Raw genomic sequence first — 24,172 nt, forward strand, 5'->3', positions numbered from 1 at the left:
TCCAGCGCCTTCATCTCGCCGGGGCCAGCACCGGACCCTGCTGCTGCCCGCGGTCGAACAGCAGGTAGAGCACCGGCGTGATGAAGAGCGTGATGAGCTGCGACAGCAGGAGGCCTCCGACGATGGCCACACCAAGTGGCTGGCGCAGCTCGGCACCGGCACCGAGGCCAAGTGCGATAGGAAGAACCCCCATCAGCGCGCACATCGTCGTCATCATGATGGGGCGAAAGCGCTGCCGGCAGGCCTGGCGGATCGCGTCGACGGCAGGCAGGCCCTCGTCGCGCCGCGCCGAGATCGCGTAATCGATCATCATGATGGCGTTCTTCTTCACGATGCCGATCAGCAGCAGCACACCGATCATCGCGATGAAGCTCAACTCCATGTCCATCAGGCGCAGCGCCAGTAGCGCGCCCACCGCCGCGGACGGAATGCCCAGCAGTATGGTCAGCGGGTGCAGCCAGCTTTCGTAGAGCATGCCGAGGACGACGTAGATGACGGCGACAGCGGCGGCGATCAGCCACAGTTGCGTCGTCTGCGACTGCTGGTAGAGCGCCGCCTGACCGCTGAAGGAGCCAAACACCGTGGGTGGTAGCCGCAACTCGGCCTCTGCGGCATTGATGACGGCGGCGGCGTCCGACAACGACTTTCCCGGCGCGAGGTCGAACGACAACGTCACCGACGGCAGCTGCGCCTGGTGATTTACCGCGATGACGCCCTTGCCGCGCGCCACCGTCGCGAAGGCGCCCAGTGGCACGCGCATGCCGTGGCGGCTACGCACTTCGAGGCCGAGGATGTCGCTCTCGTCGCGCCTGGCCTCGTCCGCCACTTCGAGGATGACCTCGTAGCTGTCTTCCGGCGCGCGAATGGTGGTCACCTGGCGGCTGCCGAAGGCCGAAAACAGCGACGTTCGGATGGCACTCAGATCCACGTCGAGCTGTGCCGCCTTGTCGCGATCGACGCTGACGCGCGCCTGCAAGCCGTTCTTTTGATAGTCGCTGTTGACACCGATCAGCACGTCTGAGGCACGCAACGCGCCCATCAGCTTGTCGGCCCACTGGTCAAGCGCGCTGGCGCTGACGGCCTGCAATGTGTACTGGTAGCTGCTCTTGGACGAGCGCGCGCCGACGCGCAGGTTCTGCACCGGGCTTAGGAAGACGCGGATGCCCGGCAGGTCACCGGTGGCCTTGCGCAGCCGTGTGAGCACGGCCGGCAGCTCGGGGCGTTCACCGCGCCCCTTCAGGTCGACGGTGAGCTGGGTGGTGTCGTGGTCGACCTTGGTGGCCACGCCGGCCACGCTGGCGTCGGCCGTCACGATGGCCTGCAGGCGGCGCACGACAGCGAGGCGACCGGCATAGGACATGTCTTGCGGCGTGTCCACGTTGACGACGACCTGTCCGATGTCCTCCTGCGGGAAGAAGCCCTTGGGCGCTACCACATAGAGACAGGCGGTGGCCGCCACCGTGACCGCGCCGACCAGCAGCACGAGCCTGCGGTGCGCCAGCGCCACGTCCAACAGGCGCGCATAGGCCTCCAGCAAACGTTGGAAGGCACGCTCGAACGCGCGGCTCCAAGCCGGCTCGGGCGCGTGTAGCGACGCAGGCTTCATCAGCATCGGCACCAGCATCGGGATCAAGGTGAGCGACACCACCGCCGACACCAGGATGGCGAGGGAAACGACGACGGCGAATTCGTGAAACAGCCGGCCGATGACGCCGGGCATGAAGAAGATAGGAATGAAGACCGCCACCAGCGACACCGAGATCGACAACACCGTGAAGCCAACGTCGCGCGCGCCGGCCATGGCCGCCGCAAAGGGTGCCTCGCCGCGCTCGATTCGGCTGGTGATGGCTTCGAGCACGACGATGGCGTCGTCCACGACGAGGCCGACGGCGATGGTCAGGCCCAGCAACGAGATGTTGTCCAGGCTCAGGCCCATTGCGTACATCAGCCCGAAGGTGGCGAACAGCGAGATCGGCACGCTCAACGACGGGATGAAGGTGGCCGCTGCGCGGCGCAGGAAGAGCAGGATCACCAGCACCACCAGCGCGACAGTCAACACAATAGTGAGGTTGACGTCGTGGATGGCATTGCGAATGGAGATGGATCTGTCGCTCAACAGCTGAACCGCCACCGAGCTCGGAAGTTGGGTTTGAAGGCGCGGCAGCATCGCGTGAATCGCGTCCACCACGGCCACCGTATTGGCGCCTGGCTGGCGGCTCACCTTCAGCAGGATGGATGGACGGCCGTTCACGTCACTCATGTTCTGCACGTTCTCGATGCTGTCCTGCACCGAGGCCACGTCTGCCAGCCGCACGCTGCGGCCCTGGCGGCTTGCCACCGCCAACTGCGCGAAGTCGGCAGCACGCATCAGGTCACCACTCATCTGCACGGTCAACATCTGGCGACTGTTGTCGAGCTGGCCAGTGGGTGTTGCAGAGTTGGCGGCCTGCAACGCGACCGCCAACTCGTCCAGCGTCAGGTCCAACGCGGCCAGCCGTGCCGGGTCGGCCTGGATACGTACCGCGTAGCGTTTCTGGCCCGACACCTGCACCTGGGCCACACCGTTGATGGTGGACAGTGCCGGCACGACGAGGTTGTCGCTGAAGGCGTTCAGGTCTGAGAAGGACAGGCTGGGTGAGCTGAGCGCCACCAGCAGGATGGGCGCGTCCGCGGGGTTGACCTTGCTGTAGGACGGTGGCGTGCGCATCTCGGCCGGCAACTGGCGCCCGGCGCGGAACAGCGCCGCCTGCACGTCGGCCGCCGCGCCGTCGATGCTGCGGCTGGCATCGAACTCCAGCGTGATCTGCGTCTGTCCCTGGAAGCTGGAGGATGTGGTCGTCAGCAGCCCGGGTATGGAGGAGAACTGTTTCTCCAGCGGCGTCGCGACCGACGCCGCGATGTTTTCTGGGCTGGCGCCGGGCAGGTTGCCGGTGACCTGGATGACGGGCGTGTCGTACTGTGGCAGTGCAGAGATCGGCAGGCTCAACCAGGCGATGAAACCGGCGACGACGACGCTGATCCAGAACAGCAGCGTCGCAACGGGGCGGCTCAGGCAGGCTTCGGAGAGGCTCACTTCGCCAGCCTCACGGCCATGCCGTTCTTCAAGCCCTGCTGGCCTTCGGTGACGACGCGCTCGCCATCCGCCAGGCCGGCAACGACGGCGAGCTGATCCTGCACGCGCAGCAGCGTGACGGACTTGGTCGCCACCTTGGCGCCAACTGCGTCCAGCACATAGACGAATCGGCCGTCCGGCCCGTCCAGCAGCGCTTGCGGCGCCAGCGTCACCGCACTGCGGCTGACGCCCGCCGTAACCAGCACCTTGGCGAAGGCGCCAGGCCACAACAGTCGACGTGCGTTGGGGAAGGCCGCCTTCAGACTGATGGTACCCGTGTCAGTGTTGACCCTGTTGTTGACGAAGACGAGCTGGCCCTCGACCGTCGAGCCGTCCGGCGCAGCCAGCAATACCTTCACCGTACCGGCCGCCCGTGCGGCCAGCAACGTGGGCAGGTGGACCTCGGGCAGGGTGAACTCCACGCCGATGGGGTCCATCTGCACGACGCTGACCATGGGCGTCGCAGCCCCCGACTGCGCAAGGCTGCCGGGATGGACGGACAGCGCACCGGTCAGACCCGCCATCGGCGCGACGATGCGGGTGCGGTCCACCAGCACACGGCTGCCGTCGATGTCGGCCTGCATCGCGTCGCGCTGGGCGCGCAAGGACGCGACCTTGCCCTCCGCCACATCGACGACGCTGTCCGAATAGAACTTGTCCTTGGCAAGCTGACGTGAGCGGGCCAGGTCGCGCTGGGCCTCGTCAAGCTGCGCCTGCACCTGCGCGGCAGCGGCCCGCGCCTTGGCAAGCTGCGCGGCCACGTCGCTGGCGTCGAGCGTGAACATCAGCTGCCCTGCCTTGATCTCCTCGCCCTCCTTGAAATGGACGGCGCGGACGGTACCGGTCGCCTGCACGCGCACGTCCACCTGCTTCAAAGGCACGAGGTGCCCCTGCGCGTCGAGCTGGACCGGCAGGTTGCGCGCGACGGCCGGAGCGACGCTGACGACCGGGGCGAGCTTGGCATCGCCCTTGTCGGCAGGCTTCTCGACCGACCTGCTCAGCGCCACAGCGGCAGCCATGGCCAGGGCAGCCACGGTCAGCGCAACGAAGTATTCGACGGCGGTTCTCGTTCTGTGGTTCATCGTCGGCTTGGACAGGCTGATGGCCCGCAAGCAACCATGCTAGGAACGGAAGCTGAACGGCCGCTTGAGCGAACCTGAACGTGCTTTCAGACGAGCTGATAGCCCACGCCGCGCACCGTCTTGAAAAGCTGGCGGCCGGGCGACTCCAGCTTGGAGCGCAGGCGGCTCATGTAGACGTCGAGCAAGTTGGTGTCGACGTCGTAGTGCGAGGACCAGATCTTCTCGGAGATCAACGTGCGCGGCAGTATGCGACCCTGGTTTTGCATGAAGATCTCCAGCAACGCGTACTCGCGGCTGGTCAGGTCCACCGACCTTCCGTTCATCTGGACCGTGTGGCTCAGCAGGTCCAGGCGGATGCCGGCGTGCTCGAACACCACCTGCTTGACGCTGGATTGGCGGCGCACCAGGGAGCGCACGCGCGCCAGCAGTTCCTCCAGACTGAAGGGCTTGGGCAGGTAGTCGTCCGCACCGATGTCCAGGCCCTTGACGCGGTCCTGCACACCGTCGCGCGCGCTGAGGATTAGCACTGGCTCCTTGAAGCCGCTGCTACGCCAGCGGCGCAGCAGATCGAGCCCGTCGCCATCTGGCAAACCCAGGTCGAGCACGATAGCGTCGTAGCCGGTCTCGGCCAGCGCATCGGAAGCGTCCGCGCAGTTGCGTGCCCAGCTCACGGTGTACGAGCACTCGGACAGGCTCTGCTGCAGAAAGCGCCCAAGCCGCTCTTGGTCTTCGATGACCAGGATCTTCATTGCCTTATCTCCTCGTACCTGCCCGGCACGATGCACCGATTTTGCGGCGAGCTCAGACCGGGCGGCCCAGGCGCATGCGGCCGAGCAACCCGTCCTTGTCGATGAAGTGGTGCTTGAGCGCGGCGACCACGTGGCAAGCCACCAGCGCGACCAGGACCCAGGACAGCATGCCGTGCAGTTCCTCGAGCTGATGCCCGAGCGCCTTGTCTTTGGGCAGCCAGTTGGGCAACGTCACCAGGTCGAACCAGACCACCGGCCGGCCCTTGGCCGAGCTCATGGCCCAGCCCAGCAGCGGCACGGCGAGCATTAGCAGGTAGAGCAACCCATGCAGCACTTGAGCGCCCTTGGCCTGCCAGGCAGGCATGGGCACATCCGGCGGAGGCCGGCGGCCGAAGCGCCAAAGCAGGCGCGCCAGGGCCAGCGCCAGCACGGTGATACCGGCAGAGCGGTGCCAGTTGACAATCAGCAGCTTGGTGGGCGATCGCTCCAGGCTGACCATATAGAGGCCGACGCAGAACGTCACGATCAAGCCCATCGCGACGAGCCAATGCAGCACGACAGCGGTGGCGGTGTAGCGGGCGTTGGAATTCAACGAGGTCTCCAGTCCGTGCGGCGCCTGCTTGGGCGCCACATCTATGGATGAGGACGCTAGTGACTGAAGCTGACCCCTGCCTGAAACAAGTCTGAAAGAATGTTCAGGTTTGGCGGACCTGGCTCCCCATCGGAGGCTTCTACGGCAAGCAGCGCTCGGATATGGGCAGCACATTTGCTTTGCCCGCTCCTATCTTCGAATTGCCTTCCAAGGGCTTTCCCGCCCCCTGCCCCATGACTCTGCCGGTGAATCGAGCCGCTCGCGAGCTTTCCCGTCAGGGGATCGGGCGGAATCCATCGGGGCCAGCGGAGGCCGGACGACTGCCACCCGTCCGGCCGATGGCGACGGGGCTTCTGGGCGCCACACCGTCCATACGCCGCGGCAAAGCGGCTTCAACTGCTTGACTGCGGCACGGTCCAGCCGGCGACTCGGCGTCTAAAAGCGCCCTGGCGCAGCGACGCGGCGGTGCACCCGGCCCGTCTCAGGGGCGCGGCACGAACTTCTGCAATCGCTTCCCGGTATCGACTTCACCCGCGTAGAGATTTCCGTGCGAGTCGATGGCCAGATCGTGCACCCAGTGGAATTGGCCGGCGTACCGGCCGGGGCGCCCGAGCGTGCCGCGCACCTCGCCGGTCGCACGGTCGATTGCAAGAATCTGGTTGTTCGCACCGTCTGCCAACAGCAGCCAGCGCTGCCCCGCGTCGCGTGAAATCACGAGATCCCACACCGAGCCCGCCATCAAGGTTTCCGGCTCCACCGAGAACTCCCTGACGAAGCTGCCGTCATGCTGGAACACCTGCACACGGTTGTTCAATCGGTCGCAGACGTAGACCAGCCCATCGTGCGCGAGGCGCACACAGTGCACGGGGTTGCCGAACTGGCTCAACTGGGCAGGGGTTGGTGCTGCCGTGCGCGGCGAGTCAGGCTTGTCAAAGGGCGCGGCAGGTCGGCCGTAGGCGCCCCAGCTGCGCTTGAAAGCACCGGTCTCGCTGTCGAAGACGACGATTCGCTTGTTGTAATAGCCATCGGCGACATAGACCTCACGTGCAGCCACGTCGACTTCGACGCCTGCGGCCCGCCCAACCCGGCTGGTGTCGCTGTTTCCCGTCTGCGGCCCGATCTTGCCGATCTGCATCACAAAGCGGCCATCACGGGTGAACTTGAGGATCTGCCCGTCCTGCTCCCCGTTGCCGGTGATCCACACGAAGCCTCGCCCATCGACATGGATGCCGTGCTCGTTCTGCGGCCAGTCGTAGCCGGCCCCGGGCCCTCCCCAGGAACGCAGCAACCTGCCGGCCGCGTCAAACTCCAGCACCGGCAGGGCTGGAGCGCAGCACTTCGACAGCGGCGGGCTCCTCGTCGCGCCACGCTCGTCCGGTGTCAGGCTGCCTGGGCGCTGCAAGACCCACACATGGTCGGCATTGTCCGTGGCGACCCCGCTGACCTGGCCAAGGATCCAGTTGTTCGGCAACGGCTGCGGCCATGCCGCGTCGACAACAAAGCGAGGGACGTCGCCACCATTTCCCGGCAGCGCCGTGGACGCACACCCGACAACCGCGATGCATGCAGTGAGCGTGGCCGCCCATCGCGCTGTTGCCAGAACCAGTCGCCCGTTCGACATGATGAATGCCCTCAGAGCCCGCCCTACCGCAGGCAAGTGTCGACCATCACAGCGTGGCTGCATAGAGCAGTTGCGCCCACGCCTGGCCGGGACACTATCGCCCGGGGCATGGCCGGCCTATGCCGCCAACCCATCCTGCGCAGCCCCCTGGACCGGGATCCGAACCCTGAAACAGGTTCCCACGCCGACCTCCGACTCCAGCTCGATGCGGCCGCCATGCTTCTGCACGATGGAAAAGGACAGCGACAGGCCCAGGCCTGTCCCCTTGCCCACCGGCTTGGTCGTGAAGAAAGGCTCGAAGATGCGCCGTCTGACCTCCTCGGTCATGCCGCTGCCGGTGTCCGCCACCTCGACGCTGACCCAGCCGTCCGCTGCCCGTGTCCTCAGCGTGATCGTGCCGCGCTCGGGAATGGCGTGGGCCGCATTGACGATGAGGTTCATGAACACCTGGTTGAGCTGCGCCGCGATGCAACGCACCGGCGGCAGCTCGCCGTAGTCCTTGCGCACCACCGCCTTGTACTTGACTTCGTTCATGACGACGTTGAGCGTCGAGTCCAGGCCCACATTAAGGTCCGCGTCCTGCCAGTCGGCCTGGTCGACCCGCGAAAAGTTCTTCAGGTCCTGCACGATCTTCTTCACGCGCAGCAACCCCTCCTCGCTCTCGTCGAGCAACTTGGGCAGGTCCTCCTGCACGAAGCCGAGGTCGACGACGGCGTCGACTCGGGCGAGTTCTTCGTTCACGTCGGCCGGCAGCGTATCGGCGGGCGCCTGCTTCAGCAGCGCAAGCAGCCCGAAGACGGGCTCGACATAGCCGCGCAGCGAGCCGAGGTTGGAACTGACGAAGCCGATGGGGTTGTTGATCTCGTGGGCGACGCCGGCGGCGAGCTGGCCGATGGAGGCCATCTTCTCGGACTGCAGCAACTGGTTCTGCGCCTCTTCCAACCGCGAGTTGGTCTGTTTGATGCGCTCGTAGTTCAACTCCAGCTCGCGCTGCACGCGGCGTACCTCGGTGCGATCCTGCAGCAACCACCATGTACCGGCCGTCGGCTCGGACGGACTGGCCACGTAGGCAATGATCTGCACCCACAAGAGATTGCCGGCCAGCGTGCGCACCTCCATCTCGTGGAACAGCGACCCGCCCTGGGAAAGCACGGGATAGGCGATGCGGCTCAGCTCCTCAAAGTCCTCCTCGCTCTTGAACAGGCTGCGTGTCGGCAGTCCGGCTGGCGACACATCGCCGAGCTCGAACATCTCGGCGAACTTCCTGTTGCCACGCTGCACGCGGTTGTTGGCCGTCGCGATGATGCCGACAGACGCGTTCTCGAGAAAGGCCTCGAGCTCGTGATGCGTGCTGAGCAGCTCGGCCGTTCTGTCGACGATCATGTTCTCGAGCTCGACGCGATGGCGGCGCAGCTCATCCTCGGCCTGGCGGCGGCGCGTCACATCCTGCAGCGTCTCGATCGCGCCGACCAGCTCGCCCTGCGTGTCGGCAAGGGGGGCCGCCGAGAAGAAGAGCCAGCGCCCCCCGTCACCGAACGCGGGGAAGAAGCTCTCGACCTCGTAGGCGTTCGCGATGTGAGGCGACGGGTTGCAGCGTTTGCCGTACAGGCGTTCTCGCTCTTGCTCGATGCTGCCATCCAGGATCAGGTCGGCCAGCAGCGGCCTGGCCTCGGGGTAGAAGGCGCGCCAGGCGTCGTCACGGCCCAGCATGTCGGCGGCTTCGTGGCCTGTCAGCTGCGCGCAGGCGGCGTTCCAGTGCGTAATCCGGTGGGATTTGTCGATGACGAAGGTCGGCACCGGGTTGTTCTCGAGGATCTGGTAGAGCACACGGCCGACGTCCAGCAGGCTGCTCTGCACATAGCGGATATCACTGAGATCCTGCCCCGTCAGCACGGCGCAGGCCCGGTCACCCACGACGACGCGCTGGGCCTTGATCTCCAGCACGCGGCGCGCGCCGCTTCCGGTCTCGGCCTCGATCTCTATCGCCGGCTGCTCCCCCGTCTCGGCGAGACAACGCTCGCAGTAGCGCCCGAGCACATCGGCGTCGCCGTCAGCCACCCAACCGCGCAACGGCATCTGTCGCAACGCGTCTTCCTCATGGCCGAGCAGGCGCTGCATCGCGGTGTTCGCGAGCAGGACATGCGTGGCGTCGAGCACCAGGGTAGGCGTCGTCACGGCCTGCAGCGCGAGGCGAAAGTCATCGCTCAGCGCGGCGCCGCTCACAGCCCGACCTCGTCGGGATCCTCGAGGATGAAGGAACCGTCGCTGCCCCATCTGACATGGGTGATGCCCGGCTCCAGACGCTCCAGGCGGCGCAGCTCGGCCTCCTGGGCGCTCAGCACCCCCCGTTGCTGGCGCACCTGGTCGGCAAGGCATTGGTTTTCCAGCGTCAGCTCGCGGATCCGCAGCACCTGGCGCACCGCGCTGAGCAGGTCGAAGTCGGCCCAGGGCTTGGAGATGAAGCGGGCGATCTCGGCCTCGTTGATCGCGGCGACCAGGGCATTCAGGTCAGCGTATCCCGACAGGATGATGCGCCCGCAATCCGGCTGCACCTGGCGCAGCTCACGCAGGAACTCGACGCCCGTCATGCCGGGCATGCGATGGTCGGAGATGGCCAGCGCGAAGGCGCATTCGCGCGCACGCGCCAGGGCCGACGCGCCGTCGGTGAAGACCTCCACCGTGTAGCGGCCGCCGGCGGCGTCCTTCAACCCGGCGTGCAGCAGGCGCTGCAGCGCGCTGAGAATGCTGGGCTCGTCGTCGACGAGCAGGATGCGCTCACTCATGAACTCTCCTCCGCACCATGCGCTCCGGGACCTGGGCTCGGGCAGCGGCCCGCCGGCTCATGCCGCCGGACCATCCTGCGGCCTCACATGGATGCTGAGCTTGACGCCATGGCGGCCGGCGAACTCGCGCAGCTGCCTGACGACGCGCTCGTCGAAGACGAAGCCGGCCGCGAGCAACAAGGTCCCCTGGGGCGACAGCAGGTCTCGCGACAGCACCATGCCGGGTGCGACATCGTTGGCCGGCAGCTCGCGATCCTGCGGCTTCTCGGTGGGCTCGTCGTCGAGAGCCAGCTCGAAGGCTTGGACGATGCTGGCCTCATAGCGCGTGCCGGCGCCGCCGACGACGAGCGCCTGCGCCTCCGCCGCCGAGTAATGCTTCAAAGACAGCCGCCCCGCCTGCGCCGCGTGGTAGTCGCTCGCGATGCTGACGATCTGCGCGCCGAACGGCACATCTTCGCCGCGCAAGCCGTCGGGAAAGCCCTTGCCGTCTATGCGCTCGTGATGGGAGCGCACATAGCGCGCAACGCGCTGCAGCTGGCCCAGCGGCAGCAGCGCGGCCTCGCCATCGAGCGTGTGCCGGCGGTACAGGGTCAACTCCTCGCTGCTCATTGTCGACAGCGGCTTGCGCAGCATCGCGTCGGGAAAGCCGATCTTTCCGACCTCGTGCAGCAGGCCGGCAATGTAGACATCCTGCTCCAGCATCGCGCCGCCGTCGAGGTGGCGGGCGATGCGCCGCGCAAGGCCGCCCACCTGGCGCGAGTAGCCGGCCATGTCGCTGCCACGCAGCTCCAGGAGGCCGGAGAAGACGTTGATCGACAGCAGGAAGTTCTCCTGAACCTGCGCGAACGAGGCCTCCAGCATCGCGTTGACCTGCTCGAGCTCGACGGTGCGCGCCCTGACGCGCTCGGCCAGCTCGGCGTTGAAGGCCTGCAGCTCATCGTTCTGCTTGCGCGTCAGCTGCATCAGCGCACGGTTCTCCTGTTCGAGCCTGCGGCGCTCCAAGCCGTCGTGCACGCACATCAGCAGCTCGCGGTCGTCCCAGGGCTTGGCGACATAGCGATGGATCTGGCCGCGGTTGATCGCTGCCACCGTGGAGCCGATGTCCGAATAGCCGGTCAGCAGGATGCGCCCGACCGTCGGCCATCGTTCACGCACCTGCTCCAGCAGGCTGGCGCCGTCCATCTCCGGCATGCGCATGTCGGACACGACGAGGTCCACGGGTTCTGCCTCCAGCATGGCCAGCCCGGCGCGGCCGCTATCGGCCAGCAGCACGCGATAGCCCTGCGGCCGGAACAGCCGCCGCAGCGCGCTGAGGATGGAAGGCTCGTCATCAACAAAGAGGACGACCGGCGATTCAGTGAGCTCTGAATTCATTGCATGCCTCCACTTGCGGGCCAGCAGTGACAGGTCCGCCGAAGCGTGAGTTTAGGCAGGCAGCGCGGACTTGGGTGTCTATCTTTTCCGAACGCCCTCGGCGGGGCATCATCAAGGCCTCGCCGGCTCCGATCCGGGGTGCAGTTGCGCGCGTCGCCGCCGGCCCCTGTCGCGTGGCGATCAGGCTTGGTCCGCGCAGGCCGCGCCCACAGGCACAGGCGGGCAGCGGCGGCGGGTTTAATATTCGCGATTGCCTATATAGCGAACTAGAGGAGACACCAATGCAATCCAATGGATCACCAAAGGCTTTGTCACGAGGTACCGGTTCGGCGCGGCGCCGGCTGGGCCTGCAGGCAGTCGCGGCCCTGGCGCTGATGCTCGGGAATGGCTGGACGGCGGCGGTCACCGACCCGGCCTCGCTGCCGGAGCCCAAGCGCACCAAGGCGGGCATGTACCTGAGCGCGAGCGAGGTGCCCGGCTTCATCCAGTCCCAGGGCGGCGCCTCGCGTGTCCTCTTTCTCGACATCCGGACCCGGGCCGAAGCCATGTTCGTCGGCATGCCCACCGCTGTGGATGCGCTGGTGCCTTTCGTCGAGTTGCAGGAGTTGATGACCGACTGGGATGCGCAGCGCAACGCCTACAAGCTCGAGCCTATGCAGGACTTCGTGCCCGAGGTGCGCCGGCGTCTGGTGCAGAAGGGCTTGCAGCCCACGGACGCCGTCGTGCTGATCTGCCGCTCCGGCGACCGCAGCGCCCGTGCCGCCAACCGGCTGGCCGAGGACGGCTTCACGCGGGTATGGTCGGTCGTCGATGGCTTTGAGGGCGACCTGGACAAGGAAGGCCGTCGCAGCGTGAACGGCTGGCGAAACGCGGGCCTGCCCTGGAGCTACAAGCTGGACCGCAGCCGCATGTATTTCCCGCGCTGAGCCATGCGCGCAGCGCCCCCCTCAAGCCCGGGGGGACAGGCACCTCAGCCCTGGGCTCGCCATGCGGCGGCCGGAAGTGCTACAAGAAGCTGCCTGCTTTTCGCGAGGAGCGGTGATGAACTTCCAGCACGCGTTCGTATCGATGATCTTCCTCGTTGCCCTCATTGGGCTGGCGTTCCTCGGGGTCTCGTTGGAGCACGCACTCAGGCTCGGCGATCTGGCACTCATGGCGCACCACCCCCTCTTCAGTTCGGGTGTCGCGTCATTGAGCACGGCCGCGCTGGGTGGCCTGTTGCTGCAGGGCCTCAGCCGCCCATCCCGCTGAAGACCCGGGCTTCGCCCCGGCAACGAAAAGCCGGCTGCGTGCAGCCGGCTTTTCGTTTTGGCGCCCGCCGATCAGTCGCGGCGGCGGCGGGCCAGCAGCAGAGCGGCGCCGCCCAGCATCAGCGCGACGCTGCCCGGCTCGGGTACGGCGCTGATGTTGTCCAGCGCCACGGCGTTGGCCATGCCGGTCAGGTCGAAGGACATGGCCGTGCCGCTGAAGCTCAGCACGGCATGGTTCCAGGCGCTGTAGTCGGCCGAGTTGGCCGTCAGGTCGAGGCTGCCCAGCAGCGTGCCGGTGCCGTTCAGGCCGGAGTAGGCCTTGATGGCGATGGGCGCGTCGCTCGGGGTTGAGTAGAAGAAGCTCAGGCCGCCGGTGACGCCCGCGCTGACGTTCATGAAGGCGGTGGTGTTGACGATGCCGTCCAGCTGCACGAAGGCCACGCCCAGCGGCGACGGCGCGTTGCTGAAGTAGGTGAAGTCGGCGTCGTTGGACAGGCCCAGCACGTTGGTGAAAGACACGCCGCTGGCGGCGTAGGTGTCGGCCACCTCCTCACCGTAGGACCAGGTCTTTTCAAAGTCCACGAACAGCGGGGCGGCCGCGAAGGCCGGCGAGGCCAGGCCGAGAGCCAGGGCGAGGGAGGCGAGCTTCATCGAAGAACTCCAGGGCTTGAGGGTTTGGGGCGGCGGTGGCCGCAGCGTCTTGGTCGGGGGCGCAGTGTGGTGGGCAATGACGACAGCCACGTGACGCCACCAAGGCAGGCACCAGCGCACTTCACGCCGATGTCATCGGTGGCTGCGATGGTCTCAAGCCCGCCCGCTGCCGCCCGCCATGACCCGACCTGTCCTGCCCCGCCGCTATCTGCTCATCGCCCTCGGCGCCGCCGGCCTTGCCCGCCCCGCTCGCGCCTGCGAGTTCTTCAGCAGCCGCATGCGCATCTGGCACCCCTGGACGCGCGCGACGCGCGTCGACGCCGACACGACCCGGCTCTGCATGCGCTTCGACGAGGTGCAGGCCAGCGACCGCCTGATCGGACTGCAAACCCCCGTGGCTGGGGGGGCACGTCTTGCCGGCCCCGGCGCACCGGAGGGCGTGCAAGGCCTGTCACTGCCGATCCACGCAGGCCAGGAACTCACCCTCACCGAGGACGGCCTGCACATCGAGCTGCTGGACCTGCAGCAGCCGCTGCAGCTTGGCCGCAGCTTCCCGCTGCGCCTGATCTTCGAGTTCGCGGAGCCCGTCAACGCCACGCTCAACGTCGACTACGCCGGCCTGCGCTGAACGTCGTGAACCCGTCACGCCGAGGTCATCCCCCATCCATAGCATGCGCCCCGCTTTCGGCCCTCTCCCCTTCATCCACGGAGCAGATCCCATGACTCATTTCTTCAGCAAGAGCCAGATCGCCCTGGCCGCCCTCGCGGCGCTGGGCAGCGCCGCGGTCATCGCGCCCAACCTCGCCACGGCCGCCGGAAAGACGGCAGGCAAGTATGTTTCCGGCGACTTCCACAACCACACCACCTGCTCGGACGGCGCGATCTCCATGCAGAAGCTGGTCAAGAAGGTCACAGACAAGACGGCCGACTCGCCCTGGGGCCTGGACTGGTTCGTGCAGGCCGGCCACGGCGGCAACGGCAACCGCAACTGCACGCTGGTCGAGGACGCCTCGCTGTCCACGCCTGCCTACCCCTATGTAGCCGGCCAGGGCCCCACGACGACCTGGGCCAACAGCATCGGCGCGGCCAACCTGAAGGGCAATGGCGGCGGCGTCGGCGGCAACGGCAACATGTGGCGCTGGCAGTCGCTGCAGGAATACCAGTACCCGGTCATCGAGTACCTGGCTGCCTACAAGAACCTGCCCCTCTTCCTGGGCCTGGAGTCCGTCGTCGCCGGCCATGAGCACAGCTCCATGTCCGTCGTGACCGGCCAGATGCCGTCCGCCGTGGACAACGCCACGCTGCCGACCGCGCCGGGCTACACGGCGCTGGGCAACGCCAGCGCGCTGGCCCAATGGTCCTACTGCTTCGACCGCGGTGACACTGACCAGAGCCGTGGCAACGTGACCGGCTCCACCACCGGCAACAACTGGGATTGCAGCAACCCCGCCAGCGCCGACTCCACGTCCAGCACGCTGGGCTGGAGCGGCACCGGCAAGAAGCTCGTGCAGCCCGGCGGCGCCGGCACCGGAGACAAGGGTCACCTGAAGACGCTGGAAGCCCTGAAGTGGATGGCCAACTTCCACGGCCAGGCCAGCTACTACGTGCCCGCCCACCTGGAGCGTGCCGGCCCGTTCAACGTGGACGGCAACAACGGCTTCAACATCGAGCACCTGCGCAACTTCAACAACACCGCGCCCAACGTCGCCTTCGGCTTCGAGTCTCAACCCGGCCATGGCGCGTCCAGCAACCGCGGCGAGTACCAGGTCAAGCGAAACAACTTCGGCGGCACGGCCGGCCTGGTCGACTCCGTCGGCGGCACGACCTACGGCGGCACCGGCGTCTACGCGGCCCAGGTCGGCGGCGTCTGGGACGCGCTGCTCGGCGAAGGCCGCAACTGGTGGTTCTTCGCCAGCTCCGACTGGCACAACCGCGGCAGCTTCGGCCCGGACGACCGACGCTCCACGCAGGACTTCTACCCCGGCGAATACCAGCGAACCCATGTCATGGTCCGCAACGGCAGCGACAAGCTGCGCCCGCAGACCATCGTCGACGGTCTGCGCAGCGGCAACGCATGGTCGGCTTCCGGCCAGTTGATCGACCGCCTGGCCTTCGTCGCCTGCACGTCCTACGCCGGTCCCGGCGCGCGCACCAACGCCGCAGTCGAGGCCCTGGCCGTCGCCGCTGCCACCAAGGGCACCGACATCGACGCCGTCGGCTGCGCCACCATGGGCGAGAAGCTCGCCGCCCGCCCGGGCGCAGAGATCGTCGTCGCCGTCGTCGTGCGCGACCCGGACGGCACCAACTTCTCGCCCTACACCTTCCCCAACCCGTCGCTGGCACAGGTCGGCATCAACCAGCCGCTGAACAAGCCGGTGCTGGACCACGTCGACGTGATTCGGGGCATGGTCACCGGCTACAAGACGCCCGGCTCGGCGGACTACTCGGGCGAATGGCCGCGCAACACGGCCTGGCTGAAGGCCGACGGCACGACAGCGGGCCTGGCCGCCGTGCCGGCCGGCGCGAAGAACACCTCGGCCGCCGTGCTGAAGACCTTCAGCGGCGACGGCGGCACGCCGTGGACCGCCGTGCAGTCGGGTGTGGACAACACCGTCTTCCTGAAGATGAGCTTCCGCATCCCCGCCGTCCAGGCCTCGCAGTACCTGCGCCTGCGCGGCAGCAACCTGCCCGCCGCCGTGCCCTACGAGACGGACGCCAGCGGCAACCCGCTGGCCGACATCTACACCAACGCCAACGACACCTCGATGCTGCGCATCCCCTGCAGAACCGTCGGCACAGTACTGACCGGCGACGCCATCAACGGCTGCCCGGCCCACCTCGCCACGGTGGCGGGCCAGAAGTACGTCTCCTACGACGTGGCCGCCTGGGCCGACCTCTGGTTTTACAGCAACCCGATCTACGTCGAGGTGGCCAACTCCTACGCCGTCGCCGGCGTGAGGTGAGGCCGCCGGGAGCCCGCTCCCGTCCAGGGGCGCTGCAGCGATGCAGCGCCCTTTTTTCATCGAGGAGATGTCATGAAGACCTGCATCGGTGCTGCGCTGCTTGTAGCAGTCGCCTCTTCCCAGGCCGCCATCGTCTGGGACGAAGCGATCCAAGGCGACCTGTCGGACAACGGCCTGGCACCCACCGTCATCGCGATGGCGCCCGGCCGCAACCTGGTACTCGGCACCATGGGCGATGCCGGCCATGGTGTGGACCGCGACTACTTCAGCTTTACCGTACCCGCGGGCCATGTGCTGGCCGAGCTATGGCTGCTGCCCGTCACCGGCGTATCGGGCAGCGCCTCCTTCTTCGGCATCCAGGCCGGACCGCAACTCACCGTGACGCCATCCGGTGGTGGCATCGAAGCCTTCTATGGCTTCAACCATTACGGCGGCGAGCAGATCGGCAGCGACATCCTCGTCGCCATGGTCGGCGCCGACAAGGCCCCCATCCCGGCCGGCACCTGGTCGGTCTGGCTGCAAGAAACCGGCGGCCAGGTCAGCTATGGCCTGGACTTTGTCATCACGTCCGCCGTTCCGGAGCCTGCCGCGGCCCTATGCCTGGGGCTGGGCCTCCTCGGGCTCGCTTGTCGCCGTTCTGTCTTGCTGCGCCGATAGCATCCGCCGCCTGTTACGCCGTCCGTTTCGAGAGCCATGTCCGCCCAACTTCCCCTGAGCCCGGCCGTCCAGGCTGCGCTGTCGCGCCGGCCCCTGTCCCGCTGGGCGCGAGAGCCGCTGCTGCACTTCCTGCTGCTGGGCGCGCTGCTGTTCGGCGTGGACCGTTGGCTCAACCCCGGCAGCGGCGAGGCCAGCGAGATCATCATCAGTGCCGAGGTCGACGAGGAGGCGCGCCAGCTCTTCAAGGCCAAGCGCGGCCAGGACCCCAACGCCGAGGAGATGACGGCCCTGCGCAAGGTCTGGCTGGAAAACGAAGTGCTCTACCGCGAGGGCCTGGCCCTGCAACTCGACAAGGGCGACACCGCGATCCGCGAGCGCGTCATCTTCAAGGCACTGAGCGTCGTCGACGGCGGCACCAAGCTGCCGCCGGTCAGCGACGAACTGCTGCGCGGCTGGTTCGAAAAGCACCGCGCCAAGTACGACGAGCCTGCCCGCTTCGACTTCCAGGAAGCCGTGCTCGAAGGCCATGCCGGCGAGGCCGCCGTGCGCGCCTTCGTCGATCAGCTCAATCACGGCACGCCCGGCGATGCCCGGGCCGGCCTGCGCGTCTTCAAGGGCCGGCCGCATGGCAACCTGCTGCAAAGCTACGGCGACGGTTTCGCCCGGGCGCTGGAAGCCGCCCCGCCTGGCCAATGGCTGGCACTGGAGTCCCGCGAGGGCTGGCACGCCGTGCGGCTGGAGGCCGCCAGCGCCGCCAGGCCCGCCGAGTTCGAGGTGCTGCGCGGCGTCGTGCTGCAGGACTGGACAGATGCGACGCTGGCCGAGCAGCGCAGCGCCGCCGTCGCGGCCCTGGCCAGAAAGTACGCCATCAAGATCGAGGCGCCAGCGAAATGAAACGGCTGCTGATCTGGCTGCTGTGGCTGGCCGCGCCCCTGCCGGCAGCCCTGCCCGCCTTTGGCCACGAGATGAGCATGGCCGAGATGCAGCTGCGCGAGACCCGGCGCGGCGAATTCCTCTGGCAATGGGGCGCCGGCGAGAAGCGCCCCATCGCCCAGGACCTGACGCCCATCTGGCCGCAGGCCTGCGCGGCCGAGGCCACGGTGTTGCGCTGCGGCGAGGCCGGCCTCGCCGGCACGCTGTCGGTCAAAGGCGTCGGTGAGCGCTACTCGGCCGCCGTCGTGCGCGTGTTCTGGCTGGACGGCCAGACCCGCGTCTACACGCTGACCAAGGCCCAGCCCACGGTGCAGCTCTACGGCGCTGCCGATGACCCGCGCGGCATGGGCGAGATCGCCAGCGCCTACACGCTGCTGGGCGTGGAGCACATCCTCGGCGGCATCGACCACCTGCTGTTCGTCATCGGCCTGCTGTTCCTGGTGGGCTTCAGGCGACGCCTCGTCTGGACCATCACCGCCTTCACTGCCGCGCACAGCCTCACGCTGGCTTGCAGTGCCCTTGGCTGGTTGACGCTGCGCGCCGCGCCGGTGGAGGCCAGCATCGCGCTGTCCATCGTGCTCGTCGCGGGCGAGGCCTTGCAGCGACGCGACACCCTGGCCAGCCGCTGGCCGGCCCTCGTCGCCTTCCTGTTCGGCCTCGTGCACGGCCTCGGATTTGCCGGTGCGCTGCAGGAGATCGGCCTGCCGGAGCATCACTTGCTCGTCGCGCTGCTGACCTTCAACCTGGGCGTCGAGATCGGCCAGCTGCTGACGGTGGCCGCCTGCTGGTGCCTGTGGCGCCTCGCCGGCCACTGGCAGGCCGCGCAGCGGCTGCGCACGGTGCTGCTCTACATGATCGGCAGCATCGCAGCCTACTGGTCCTGGCTGCGCATCGCGGCGATCGTGACATGACGGACGAAGTCATCGGGCTCTTTCCCGTCCCGCTGCAGCGCTCGCAGGGGGTGCTGCCCATGCCCCTCGTCCACGCGCTGGTCGACCACTTCAGCACCCGCGCGCTGCAGGCGAACAACAGCTCCGACGCGCTGTCGCACACCCGCATGCTGCAGCCCGGGGACAGCCCGCTGCTGGTGCAGGCCGCCGCCCTCATCACGCCCCGCATCGCCGCGTTCGGCCGCCACCTGTTCGGAGAGAACCTGGGATGGGCCATCAAGGAGATGTGGGTCAACGTGCTGGACACCGGCGGTCGCCAGGCCATGCACAACCACGCCAACAGCTTTGCCTCCGGCGTGGTCTACCTGACCGAGACGCACGACTCGGCGCGCACGGTGTTCATGAAGTCACCCGGCGGCCACGACTTCGCGCTGAAGAACGACCATGCCGGCGTCGTCACCGGGCCCTACAACGCCGAGAAATGGGTCAGCCCAGCGCCGGCGCCGGGCGACCTCATCCTCTTCCCCAGCTACCTGATGCACGCCGTGCCGCCCAATGCCGGCGCGCGCCGCATCAGCCTGGCCTTCAACGCCATCCCGACGCGCTTGGAAAGCTGGGGCTACACCCTGAGCTTCAGCGCTTGAAGTGAAACGCTCCTTCGCCCAGCCTCGCTCCGCTGAACGCGGGCGAGCCCAGCCGCTCACCCGGTGGAGCGGCATGCCTGCGGCTTCGAGCCGCAGGCGCATCACCACAGCGGACCGGCTTGAGGCCCCTGCGATATGAGCCGCCTGGCATTGCTGCTGATGGCCGCGTCCGGCTTCGCCGGCCTGGGCTACCAGATCGTCTGGACGCAGCAGTTCGGCCTCGTCCTCGGCCATGAGTCGGCAGCCGTGCTGGCTGTCGTCGCGGCCTTCTTTGGCGGGCTTTCGCTGGGCGCGCTGCTGCTGGGGCGACGCATCGAGGCCAGCGCGCGGCCGCTGCGCTGGTATGCCGGCTGCGAGGCGCTGATCGGGCTGTGGGGCGGGCTGCTGATGCTCGCGATGCCCGCGGCCAGCGGCGCAGCACTGGCCCTCATCGGGCCGGAGGCAACGCCGTTGCGCCACTGGTGCGTTGCCTTCGGAGCCAGCTTCGTCCTGCTACTGCCGGCCACCACCGCCATGGGCGCGACGCTGCCAGCCATGGCCCGCCTCGGCACGACGCACCTCCCGCCGCTGTACGCGGCCAACACGCTGGGTGCCGTCGCGGGCGTGCTGGGCACTGCCTTCTGGCTGATCCCGGGCTGGGGCCTGACGCGCTGCGCCGGCCTGTGCGTCGCCCTCAACCTGGGCTGCGCAGCGCTGGCCGGCCTCGCGCTGCAGGCGCGACCCACGCCACCGCTGGGACCACGTACCTCGAGCCGGCCCCTGGCGCTGCTCGCGCTGACCGGCCTTCTGGGCATCTCCTACGAGGTGCTGGCCGTGCGCGTGCTCAGCCAGGTCGCCGAGGACACGGTCTACACCTTCGCGCTGCTGCTGGCCGTGTACCTCGCCGGCAGCGCGCTGGGCGCCGCCGCCTTCACGCGCTGGCAGCGGCTGTGCAGCACGCCGCTGCTACTGAAGGCCCTGGCCTGGAGCATCCTGCTGGGCATGGCCGCGCTGTGGAGCGCCGAGGCGATCAAGGCCTGGCTGCAGCCCGAGACCCAGGCCGCCGCGCTGGCCACCGAGGCACTGCTGGCCGTCGCGGCGTTCGCGCTGCCCACGCTGCTGATGGGCGCCCTCTTCTGCCAGCTCAGCGCCGACGCCGCCGCGGCCGGCATCCCCTTCAGCCGCGCGCTGGGCGCCAACACGCTGGGCGCGATGGTGGCCGCGCCGCTGTTCGGTGTCGCGCTGGCTCCGGTCCTGGGGCCCAAGCTCACGTTGCTGCTGGTGGCTGCAGGCTATCTGCTGCTCACGCCGGCCTGGCGCCGCCCGTCTTGGTGGCTTCCCGCCGGAGCCACCGCGGCGCTGGCGCTCCTCGCACCGCCGCTGGCCTTCGTCGACCTGCCCGAGGGCGGTCGGCTGCTGAGCTACCGCGACGGCGCCATGGCGGCCGTCAGCGTCGTCGAGGACGCGGCCGGCATCGCACGTCTGCGCATCAACAACCGCCAGCAGGAGGGCAGCAGCGCCACGCTGCTGGTCGATGGCCGCCAGGCGCTGCTGCCACTGTTGCTGCACGGCGAGGCCGGACAGGCCCTCTTCCTCGGCGTGGGATCGGGCGTCACCGCCGGCGTGGCCGCAAGGCTGCCGGGCCTGCGGGTGGATGCAGTCGAGCTGCTGCCCGAGGTCATCCAGGCCGCAACGCTGTTCCGGCACGCGCTGGCAGGTCTGGGCGACGGGCCGGAACCGCGGCTGTTGGCCGCCGATGCGCGCCGTTTCGTGCGCACCGCGACGCAGCGCTACGACGTCGTCGTCTCCGACAACTTCCACCCCGCCCGCAGTGGCTCCGGCGCGCTCTACACCGTCGAGCATTTCCACGCCGTGCGCGAGCGCCTGGCGCCGCGGGGCCTGTTCTGCCAATGGCTGCCCCTGCACCAGCTGGACCTGGACACGCTGCGCAGCATCACCGCGGCCTTCCTGCAGGCATTCCCCGACGGCGCTGCCATCCTGGCCAGCAACAGCCTGGACACCCCCACAGTCGGCCTGGTCGGCCGCGCCGGCGGCACGCGCTTCGGGCCCCGCCCTCCGCCCGCGCTGGCCGCGAGCTTCGGCCTGGACGACGAGCTGGCGGTGCTGGGCAGCCTCATCGCCGACCCGAGATCCCTGCAGCGCTTTGCCGCCGGCGCGCCGCCGAACACCGACGACCGCCCCTGGGTGGCCTACAGCGCGCCGCGCGTCACCTACGCCCCTGACTCCGCGCCGCGCGACCGCCTGCTGGACCTTCTGGGCCTGCTCAACGTCGACACGACGGCCCTGCTCGCCGAGCCCGGACTGGCCCCGCGCCTGAACGCCTACGCCCGGGCCCGCCATGGCTACCTGGACCTGGGCCGCCGCACCCAGCCCAGCGCCGACCCAGCCGTCATGCTGGCCCGTGTCGGCGCGCCGCTGCTGGCCGTGCTACGCCAGAGCCCCGACTTCCAGCCCGCCGCCGAGCCGCTGCGCCGCATTGCGCAAGCTCTGGCGCCGCGCGACCCCGCTGCTGCGCGCCAGCTGCTGGACGCGCTCGCGCGCATCCGCCCCGACCTCGTCGCCCGCTGAACGCCTGTCGGCCCGGCGTCAGCGCTTCATGGCAAGCTGTCGCCCATGCGCTGGGCCCTCATTACCGATATTCATGCCAACCGCCAGGCCTTCGAGGCCGTCCTGGCCGACGCCCGCACCCAGGGTGCCACCCGCTATGCGCTGCTGGGCGACTTCGTCGGCTACGGCGCCGACCCGGCCTGGGTGCTGGAGCAGGTCATGGCCCTCGCCACCGACGGCGCCCTCACCGTGCAGGGCAACCACGACGAGGCTGTGGCCCATGGCAGCACGCCGGGCATGCACCCGGACGCACGCGCCGTCGTCGACTGGACGCGCGCCCAACTGGATGAAGACCAGCTGCGTTTCCTGGCGCGGCTGCCCCTGCAGGCCCGCGGCGAACCGGGCCACTGCCTGTTCGTGCACGCCAACGCCTTCGAACCCGGCCGCTGGGAGTACGTGCAGGGCCGTGCCGAGGCCGTGAAGAGCCTGCACGCCAGCGCGGCACGCATCCAGGTCTGCGGCCACATGCACGAGCCCATGCTCTTCCACCTCTCCGGCACCGGCAAGGCGGGTGATTTCCGGCCCGTGGCCGGCGTGCCCATGCCGCTGCCGGGCCACCGCCAATGGCTGGCCATCCCGGGCTCCTGCGGCCAGCCGCGCGATGGCAACCCGGCGGCCTGCTACGCGCTGCTGGACCCGGGCAAGTCCGATCTCGACGACGCGCGCATCACCTTCCAGCGCGTGGCCTACGACGTCGACGCCGCCTGCGCGGCCCTGCGCGCGACCGCCCTGCCGCCGCTGATTGTCGAGCGCCTCGCGCGCCGCCTCACGCTCGGCGAATGATGACGACGACACTGCCCCTCGCCTCCCCCGCGCCGCCCGCGCCGCTGGAGGCCGGCCGTGTGCTGGACGGCTTCCGGCTGGAGGAACGGCTGCACCAGGGCGGCATGGCCAACCTGTGGCGTGTCAGCCGCGTGGAGGGCGAGGAGGATGGCATCGGGCTGCTGATGAAGGTGCCGCGCATCAAGGGCGGAGAGGACCCCGCCACCATCGTCGGCTTCGAAGTCGAGCAGATGCTGATGCCGCAGCTCAGCGGCCCGCACGTGCCGCGCTTCGTCGCCCGCGGCGACTGGACGCGCCAGGCCTTCATCGTCATGGAGCGCATCCCCGGCGACACGCTGCGCCCGCTCCTCGACGACGCCCCGCTGCCGCCCGAAGAGGTGGCCGACATCGGCGCCCGCGTCGCCACGGCGCTGGCGGCCCTGCACCGCCAGCATGTGGTGCACCTGGACATCAAGCCCAGCAACATCATGTTCCGCCCCGACGGCACTGCTGTGCTGGTCGACTTCGGCCTCAGCCGCCACGAGCTGCTGCCCGACCTGCTGGAGGAGGAGTTCACGCTGCCCATGGGCACCGGCCCCTACATGAGCCCGGAGCAGGTGCAGTTCGTGCGCAACGACCCGCGCAGCGACCTGTTCGCGCTGGGCGTCATGCTCTACCACCTGAGCACCGGCGAGCGGCCCTTCGGTCAGCCGAACTCGGTGCGCGGACTGCGCCGCCGCCTCTACGTCGAGCCGGTGCCGCCGCGCGCCATCCGGCCCGAGCTGCCGCCCTGGCTGCAGGAGGTCATCCTGCGCTGCCTGGAGGTCAGGCCCGAGCGGCGCTACCAGAGTGCCGCCCAGCTGGCGCTGGACTTGCGCGAGCCCGGCGGCGTCGCGCTCACCGCTCGCGCCGAGAAGCTGCAGGTCAGCGGCGCGATGCGCCGGCTCAAGCGGTGGTTCTTCGCGCTGGGCGCGGAAGCCCAGCCCGCCGCGCCGGCCGGCCAGCAACTGGCGCGCAGTCCCATCGTCATGGCGGCCGTGGACGTCGGCAACGCGACGCCCGAGCTGCTGGCCCAGCTATGCGAGACCGTGCGCCGCATCGTGCAGACCGAGGCCGGCGCCCGCCTGGCCTGCGTCAGCGTCATGCGCGTGAACCGCATCGGCATCGACGAGCTGACCGACAAGCATGGCCAGAGCCTGCACGTGAAGCAGCTCATCGCCCTCAAGCACTGGGCGCGGCCCATCAGCAAGGCGCTGAACCTGGAGGATGGGCGGCTGACCTTCCACGTGCTGGAGGCGCCCGACGCGGCTGGCGCCATCATCGATTTCGCCCACCGCAACGGCGTGGACCACATCGTCATGGGCGCGCGCGGCGCGTCGGCCTTGCGGCGCTATCTGGGCAGCGTGTCGGGCCAGGTCGTGGCCGAGTCGGACTGCACCGTCACCGTCGTGCGCGAGCCGGCCGGCGGTTGAGCTGTTAGATGGCCGGCCACCTATGATTCC

Annotated in this window: 20 protein-coding genes; 11 read left to right on the plus strand and 9 right to left on the minus strand. The window is 68.6% G+C overall.

The window, feature by feature from the left end:
- Nucleotides 1-10: 10 nt before the first annotated feature.
- The 8 genes from JOY88_RS14100 to nosR form a co-directional block, all read right to left on the minus strand.
- The gene (locus JOY88_RS14100; protein ID WP_293503262.1) at nt 11-3,073 is read right to left on the minus strand and encodes an efflux RND transporter permease subunit; all 3,063 of its coding nucleotides are present in this window, start codon (nt 3,071-3,073) and stop codon (nt 11-13) included.
- Nucleotides 3,070-4,194: an efflux RND transporter periplasmic adaptor subunit gene (locus tag JOY88_RS14105; RefSeq protein WP_293503263.1), complete on the minus strand. Its 1,125-nt coding sequence runs from the start codon at nt 4,192-4,194 to the stop codon at nt 3,070-3,072. The genes JOY88_RS14100 and JOY88_RS14105 overlap by 4 nt, the downstream gene beginning before the upstream one ends.
- Nucleotides 4,195-4,280: 86 nt before the next feature.
- A complete protein-coding gene (locus tag JOY88_RS14110) occupies nt 4,281-4,943 on the minus strand; it encodes a response regulator transcription factor (RefSeq protein WP_293503264.1) in 663 nt (220 codons plus the stop codon).
- A gap of 52 nt (nt 4,944-4,995) precedes the next feature.
- Complete coding sequence (locus JOY88_RS14115) at nt 4,996-5,535, minus strand: cytochrome b (protein WP_293503265.1); 540 nt, start codon at nt 5,533-5,535, stop codon at nt 4,996-4,998.
- A gap of 481 nt (nt 5,536-6,016) precedes the next feature.
- Entirely contained in the window at nt 6,017-7,156 is a 1,140-nt protein-coding gene (locus JOY88_RS14120; protein ID WP_293503266.1) for an NHL repeat-containing protein, read from the minus strand.
- A 117-nt stretch (nt 7,157-7,273) separates the two neighbouring features.
- Complete coding sequence (locus tag JOY88_RS14125; RefSeq protein WP_293503267.1) at nt 7,274-9,379, minus strand: ATP-binding protein; 2,106 nt, start codon at nt 9,377-9,379, stop codon at nt 7,274-7,276.
- Nucleotides 9,376-9,939 (minus strand): response regulator, encoded by a 564-nt coding sequence (locus JOY88_RS14130; RefSeq protein ID WP_293503268.1) that lies wholly within the window; start codon nt 9,937-9,939, stop codon nt 9,376-9,378. The genes JOY88_RS14125 and JOY88_RS14130 overlap by 4 nt, the downstream gene beginning before the upstream one ends.
- A 57-nt stretch (nt 9,940-9,996) precedes the next feature.
- A complete protein-coding gene (nosR, locus tag JOY88_RS14135) occupies nt 9,997-11,313 on the minus strand; it encodes a response regulator c-di-GMP phosphodiesterase, NosR family (protein ID WP_293503269.1) in 1,317 nt (438 codons plus the stop codon).
- A 308-nt stretch (nt 11,314-11,621) separates the two neighbouring features.
- Here nosR and JOY88_RS14140 point away from each other — a divergent pair, with 308 nt between their 5' ends.
- On the plus strand, nt 11,622-12,239 hold the full coding sequence (locus tag JOY88_RS14140) for a rhodanese-like domain-containing protein (protein WP_293503270.1): 618 nt from the start codon (nt 11,622-11,624) through the stop codon (nt 12,237-12,239).
- 115 nt (nt 12,240-12,354) lie between these two features.
- On the plus strand, nt 12,355-12,564 hold the full coding sequence (locus JOY88_RS14145; protein WP_293503271.1) for a hypothetical protein: 210 nt from the start codon (nt 12,355-12,357) through the stop codon (nt 12,562-12,564).
- Nucleotides 12,565-12,635: 71 nt separating this feature from the next.
- Here the strand turns inward: JOY88_RS14145 and JOY88_RS14150 are convergent, their stop codons facing one another.
- Nucleotides 12,636-13,214 carry a PEP-CTERM sorting domain-containing protein gene (locus JOY88_RS14150; RefSeq protein ID WP_293503272.1) on the minus strand — a complete coding sequence of 193 codons (579 nt, stop codon included), beginning with the start codon at nt 13,212-13,214 and terminating at the stop codon, nt 12,636-12,638.
- A gap of 178 nt (nt 13,215-13,392) precedes the next feature.
- On the opposite strand from JOY88_RS14150, the gene JOY88_RS14155 reads away from it, so the two are divergent.
- The 9 genes from JOY88_RS14155 (at nt 13,393) to JOY88_RS14195 (ending at nt 24,142) form a co-directional block, all read left to right on the plus strand.
- Nucleotides 13,393-13,842, plus strand: a complete 450-nt coding sequence (locus tag JOY88_RS14155; RefSeq protein ID WP_293503273.1) for a copper chaperone PCu(A)C domain-containing protein — start codon at nt 13,393-13,395, stop codon at nt 13,840-13,842.
- Nucleotides 13,843-13,933: 91 nt separating this feature from the next.
- Nucleotides 13,934-16,177, plus strand: a complete 2,244-nt coding sequence (locus tag JOY88_RS14160) for a hypothetical protein (protein ID WP_293503274.1) — start codon at nt 13,934-13,936, stop codon at nt 16,175-16,177.
- Nucleotides 16,178-16,249: 72 nt separating this feature from the next.
- The gene (locus JOY88_RS14165; RefSeq protein WP_293503275.1) at nt 16,250-16,834 is read left to right on the plus strand and encodes a PEP-CTERM sorting domain-containing protein; all 585 of its coding nucleotides are present in this window, start codon (nt 16,250-16,252) and stop codon (nt 16,832-16,834) included.
- A gap of 36 nt (nt 16,835-16,870) precedes the next feature.
- The gene (locus JOY88_RS14170) at nt 16,871-17,728 is read left to right on the plus strand and encodes a peptidylprolyl isomerase (RefSeq protein WP_293503276.1); all 858 of its coding nucleotides are present in this window, start codon (nt 16,871-16,873) and stop codon (nt 17,726-17,728) included.
- Nucleotides 17,725-18,678, plus strand: coding sequence for a HupE/UreJ family protein (locus tag JOY88_RS14175; protein ID WP_293503277.1), 954 nt, complete (start codon nt 17,725-17,727; stop codon nt 18,676-18,678). Before JOY88_RS14170 ends, JOY88_RS14175 begins: the two co-directional genes overlap by 4 nt.
- On the plus strand, nt 18,675-19,301 hold the full coding sequence (locus JOY88_RS14180; protein WP_293503278.1) for a TIGR02466 family protein: 627 nt from the start codon (nt 18,675-18,677) through the stop codon (nt 19,299-19,301). The genes JOY88_RS14175 and JOY88_RS14180 overlap by 4 nt, the downstream gene beginning before the upstream one ends.
- 135 nt (nt 19,302-19,436) lie before the next feature.
- On the plus strand, nt 19,437-21,869 hold the full coding sequence (locus JOY88_RS14185) for a spermine/spermidine synthase domain-containing protein (RefSeq protein ID WP_293503279.1): 2,433 nt from the start codon (nt 19,437-19,439) through the stop codon (nt 21,867-21,869).
- A gap of 45 nt (nt 21,870-21,914) precedes the next feature.
- On the plus strand, nt 21,915-22,691 hold the full coding sequence (locus JOY88_RS14190; protein WP_293503280.1) for a metallophosphoesterase family protein: 777 nt from the start codon (nt 21,915-21,917) through the stop codon (nt 22,689-22,691).
- On the plus strand, nt 22,688-24,142 hold the full coding sequence (locus tag JOY88_RS14195) for a serine/threonine protein kinase (RefSeq protein WP_293503281.1): 1,455 nt from the start codon (nt 22,688-22,690) through the stop codon (nt 24,140-24,142). The genes JOY88_RS14190 and JOY88_RS14195 overlap by 4 nt, the downstream gene beginning before the upstream one ends.
- The last annotated feature ends 30 nt before the right edge of the window (nt 24,143-24,172 follow it).

The organism is Roseateles sp. (genome assembly GCF_019237615.1).
In the GTDB taxonomy this organism is placed as follows: domain Bacteria; phylum Pseudomonadota; class Gammaproteobacteria; order Burkholderiales; family Burkholderiaceae_C; genus Pelomonas.

What these genes read in the sequence shown, in the direction of transcription:
- JOY88_RS14105 (WP_293503263.1), bottom strand. Translation starts at nt 4,194, where the DNA reads ATGAACCACAGAACGAGAACCGCCGTCGAATACTTCGTTGCGCTGACC.
- JOY88_RS14110 (WP_293503264.1), bottom strand. Translation starts at nt 4,943, where the DNA reads ATGAAGATCCTGGTCATCGAAGACCAAGAGCGGCTTGGGCGCTTTCTG.
- JOY88_RS14120 (WP_293503266.1), bottom strand. Translation starts at nt 7,156, where the DNA reads ATGTCGAACGGGCGACTGGTTCTGGCAACAGCGCGATGGGCGGCCACG.
- JOY88_RS14130 (WP_293503268.1), bottom strand. Translation starts at nt 9,939, where the DNA reads ATGAGTGAGCGCATCCTGCTCGTCGACGACGAGCCCAGCATTCTCAGC.
- nosR (WP_293503269.1), bottom strand. Translation starts at nt 11,313, where the DNA reads ATGAATTCAGAGCTCACTGAATCGCCGGTCGTCCTCTTTGTTGATGAC.
- JOY88_RS14145 (WP_293503271.1), top strand. Translation starts at nt 12,355, where the DNA reads ATGAACTTCCAGCACGCGTTCGTATCGATGATCTTCCTCGTTGCCCTC.
- JOY88_RS14150 (WP_293503272.1), bottom strand. Translation starts at nt 13,214, where the DNA reads ATGAAGCTCGCCTCCCTCGCCCTGGCTCTCGGCCTGGCCTCGCCGGCC.
- JOY88_RS14155 (WP_293503273.1), top strand. Translation starts at nt 13,393, where the DNA reads ATGACCCGACCTGTCCTGCCCCGCCGCTATCTGCTCATCGCCCTCGGC.
- JOY88_RS14160 (WP_293503274.1), top strand. Translation starts at nt 13,934, where the DNA reads ATGACTCATTTCTTCAGCAAGAGCCAGATCGCCCTGGCCGCCCTCGCG.
- JOY88_RS14165 (WP_293503275.1), top strand. Translation starts at nt 16,250, where the DNA reads ATGAAGACCTGCATCGGTGCTGCGCTGCTTGTAGCAGTCGCCTCTTCC.
- JOY88_RS14170 (WP_293503276.1), top strand. Translation starts at nt 16,871, where the DNA reads ATGTCCGCCCAACTTCCCCTGAGCCCGGCCGTCCAGGCTGCGCTGTCG.
- JOY88_RS14175 (WP_293503277.1), top strand. Translation starts at nt 17,725, where the DNA reads ATGAAACGGCTGCTGATCTGGCTGCTGTGGCTGGCCGCGCCCCTGCCG.
- JOY88_RS14180 (WP_293503278.1), top strand. Translation starts at nt 18,675, where the DNA reads ATGACGGACGAAGTCATCGGGCTCTTTCCCGTCCCGCTGCAGCGCTCG.
- JOY88_RS14185 (WP_293503279.1), top strand. Translation starts at nt 19,437, where the DNA reads ATGAGCCGCCTGGCATTGCTGCTGATGGCCGCGTCCGGCTTCGCCGGC.
- JOY88_RS14190 (WP_293503280.1), top strand. Translation starts at nt 21,915, where the DNA reads ATGCGCTGGGCCCTCATTACCGATATTCATGCCAACCGCCAGGCCTTC.
- JOY88_RS14195 (WP_293503281.1), top strand. Translation starts at nt 22,688, where the DNA reads ATGATGACGACGACACTGCCCCTCGCCTCCCCCGCGCCGCCCGCGCCG.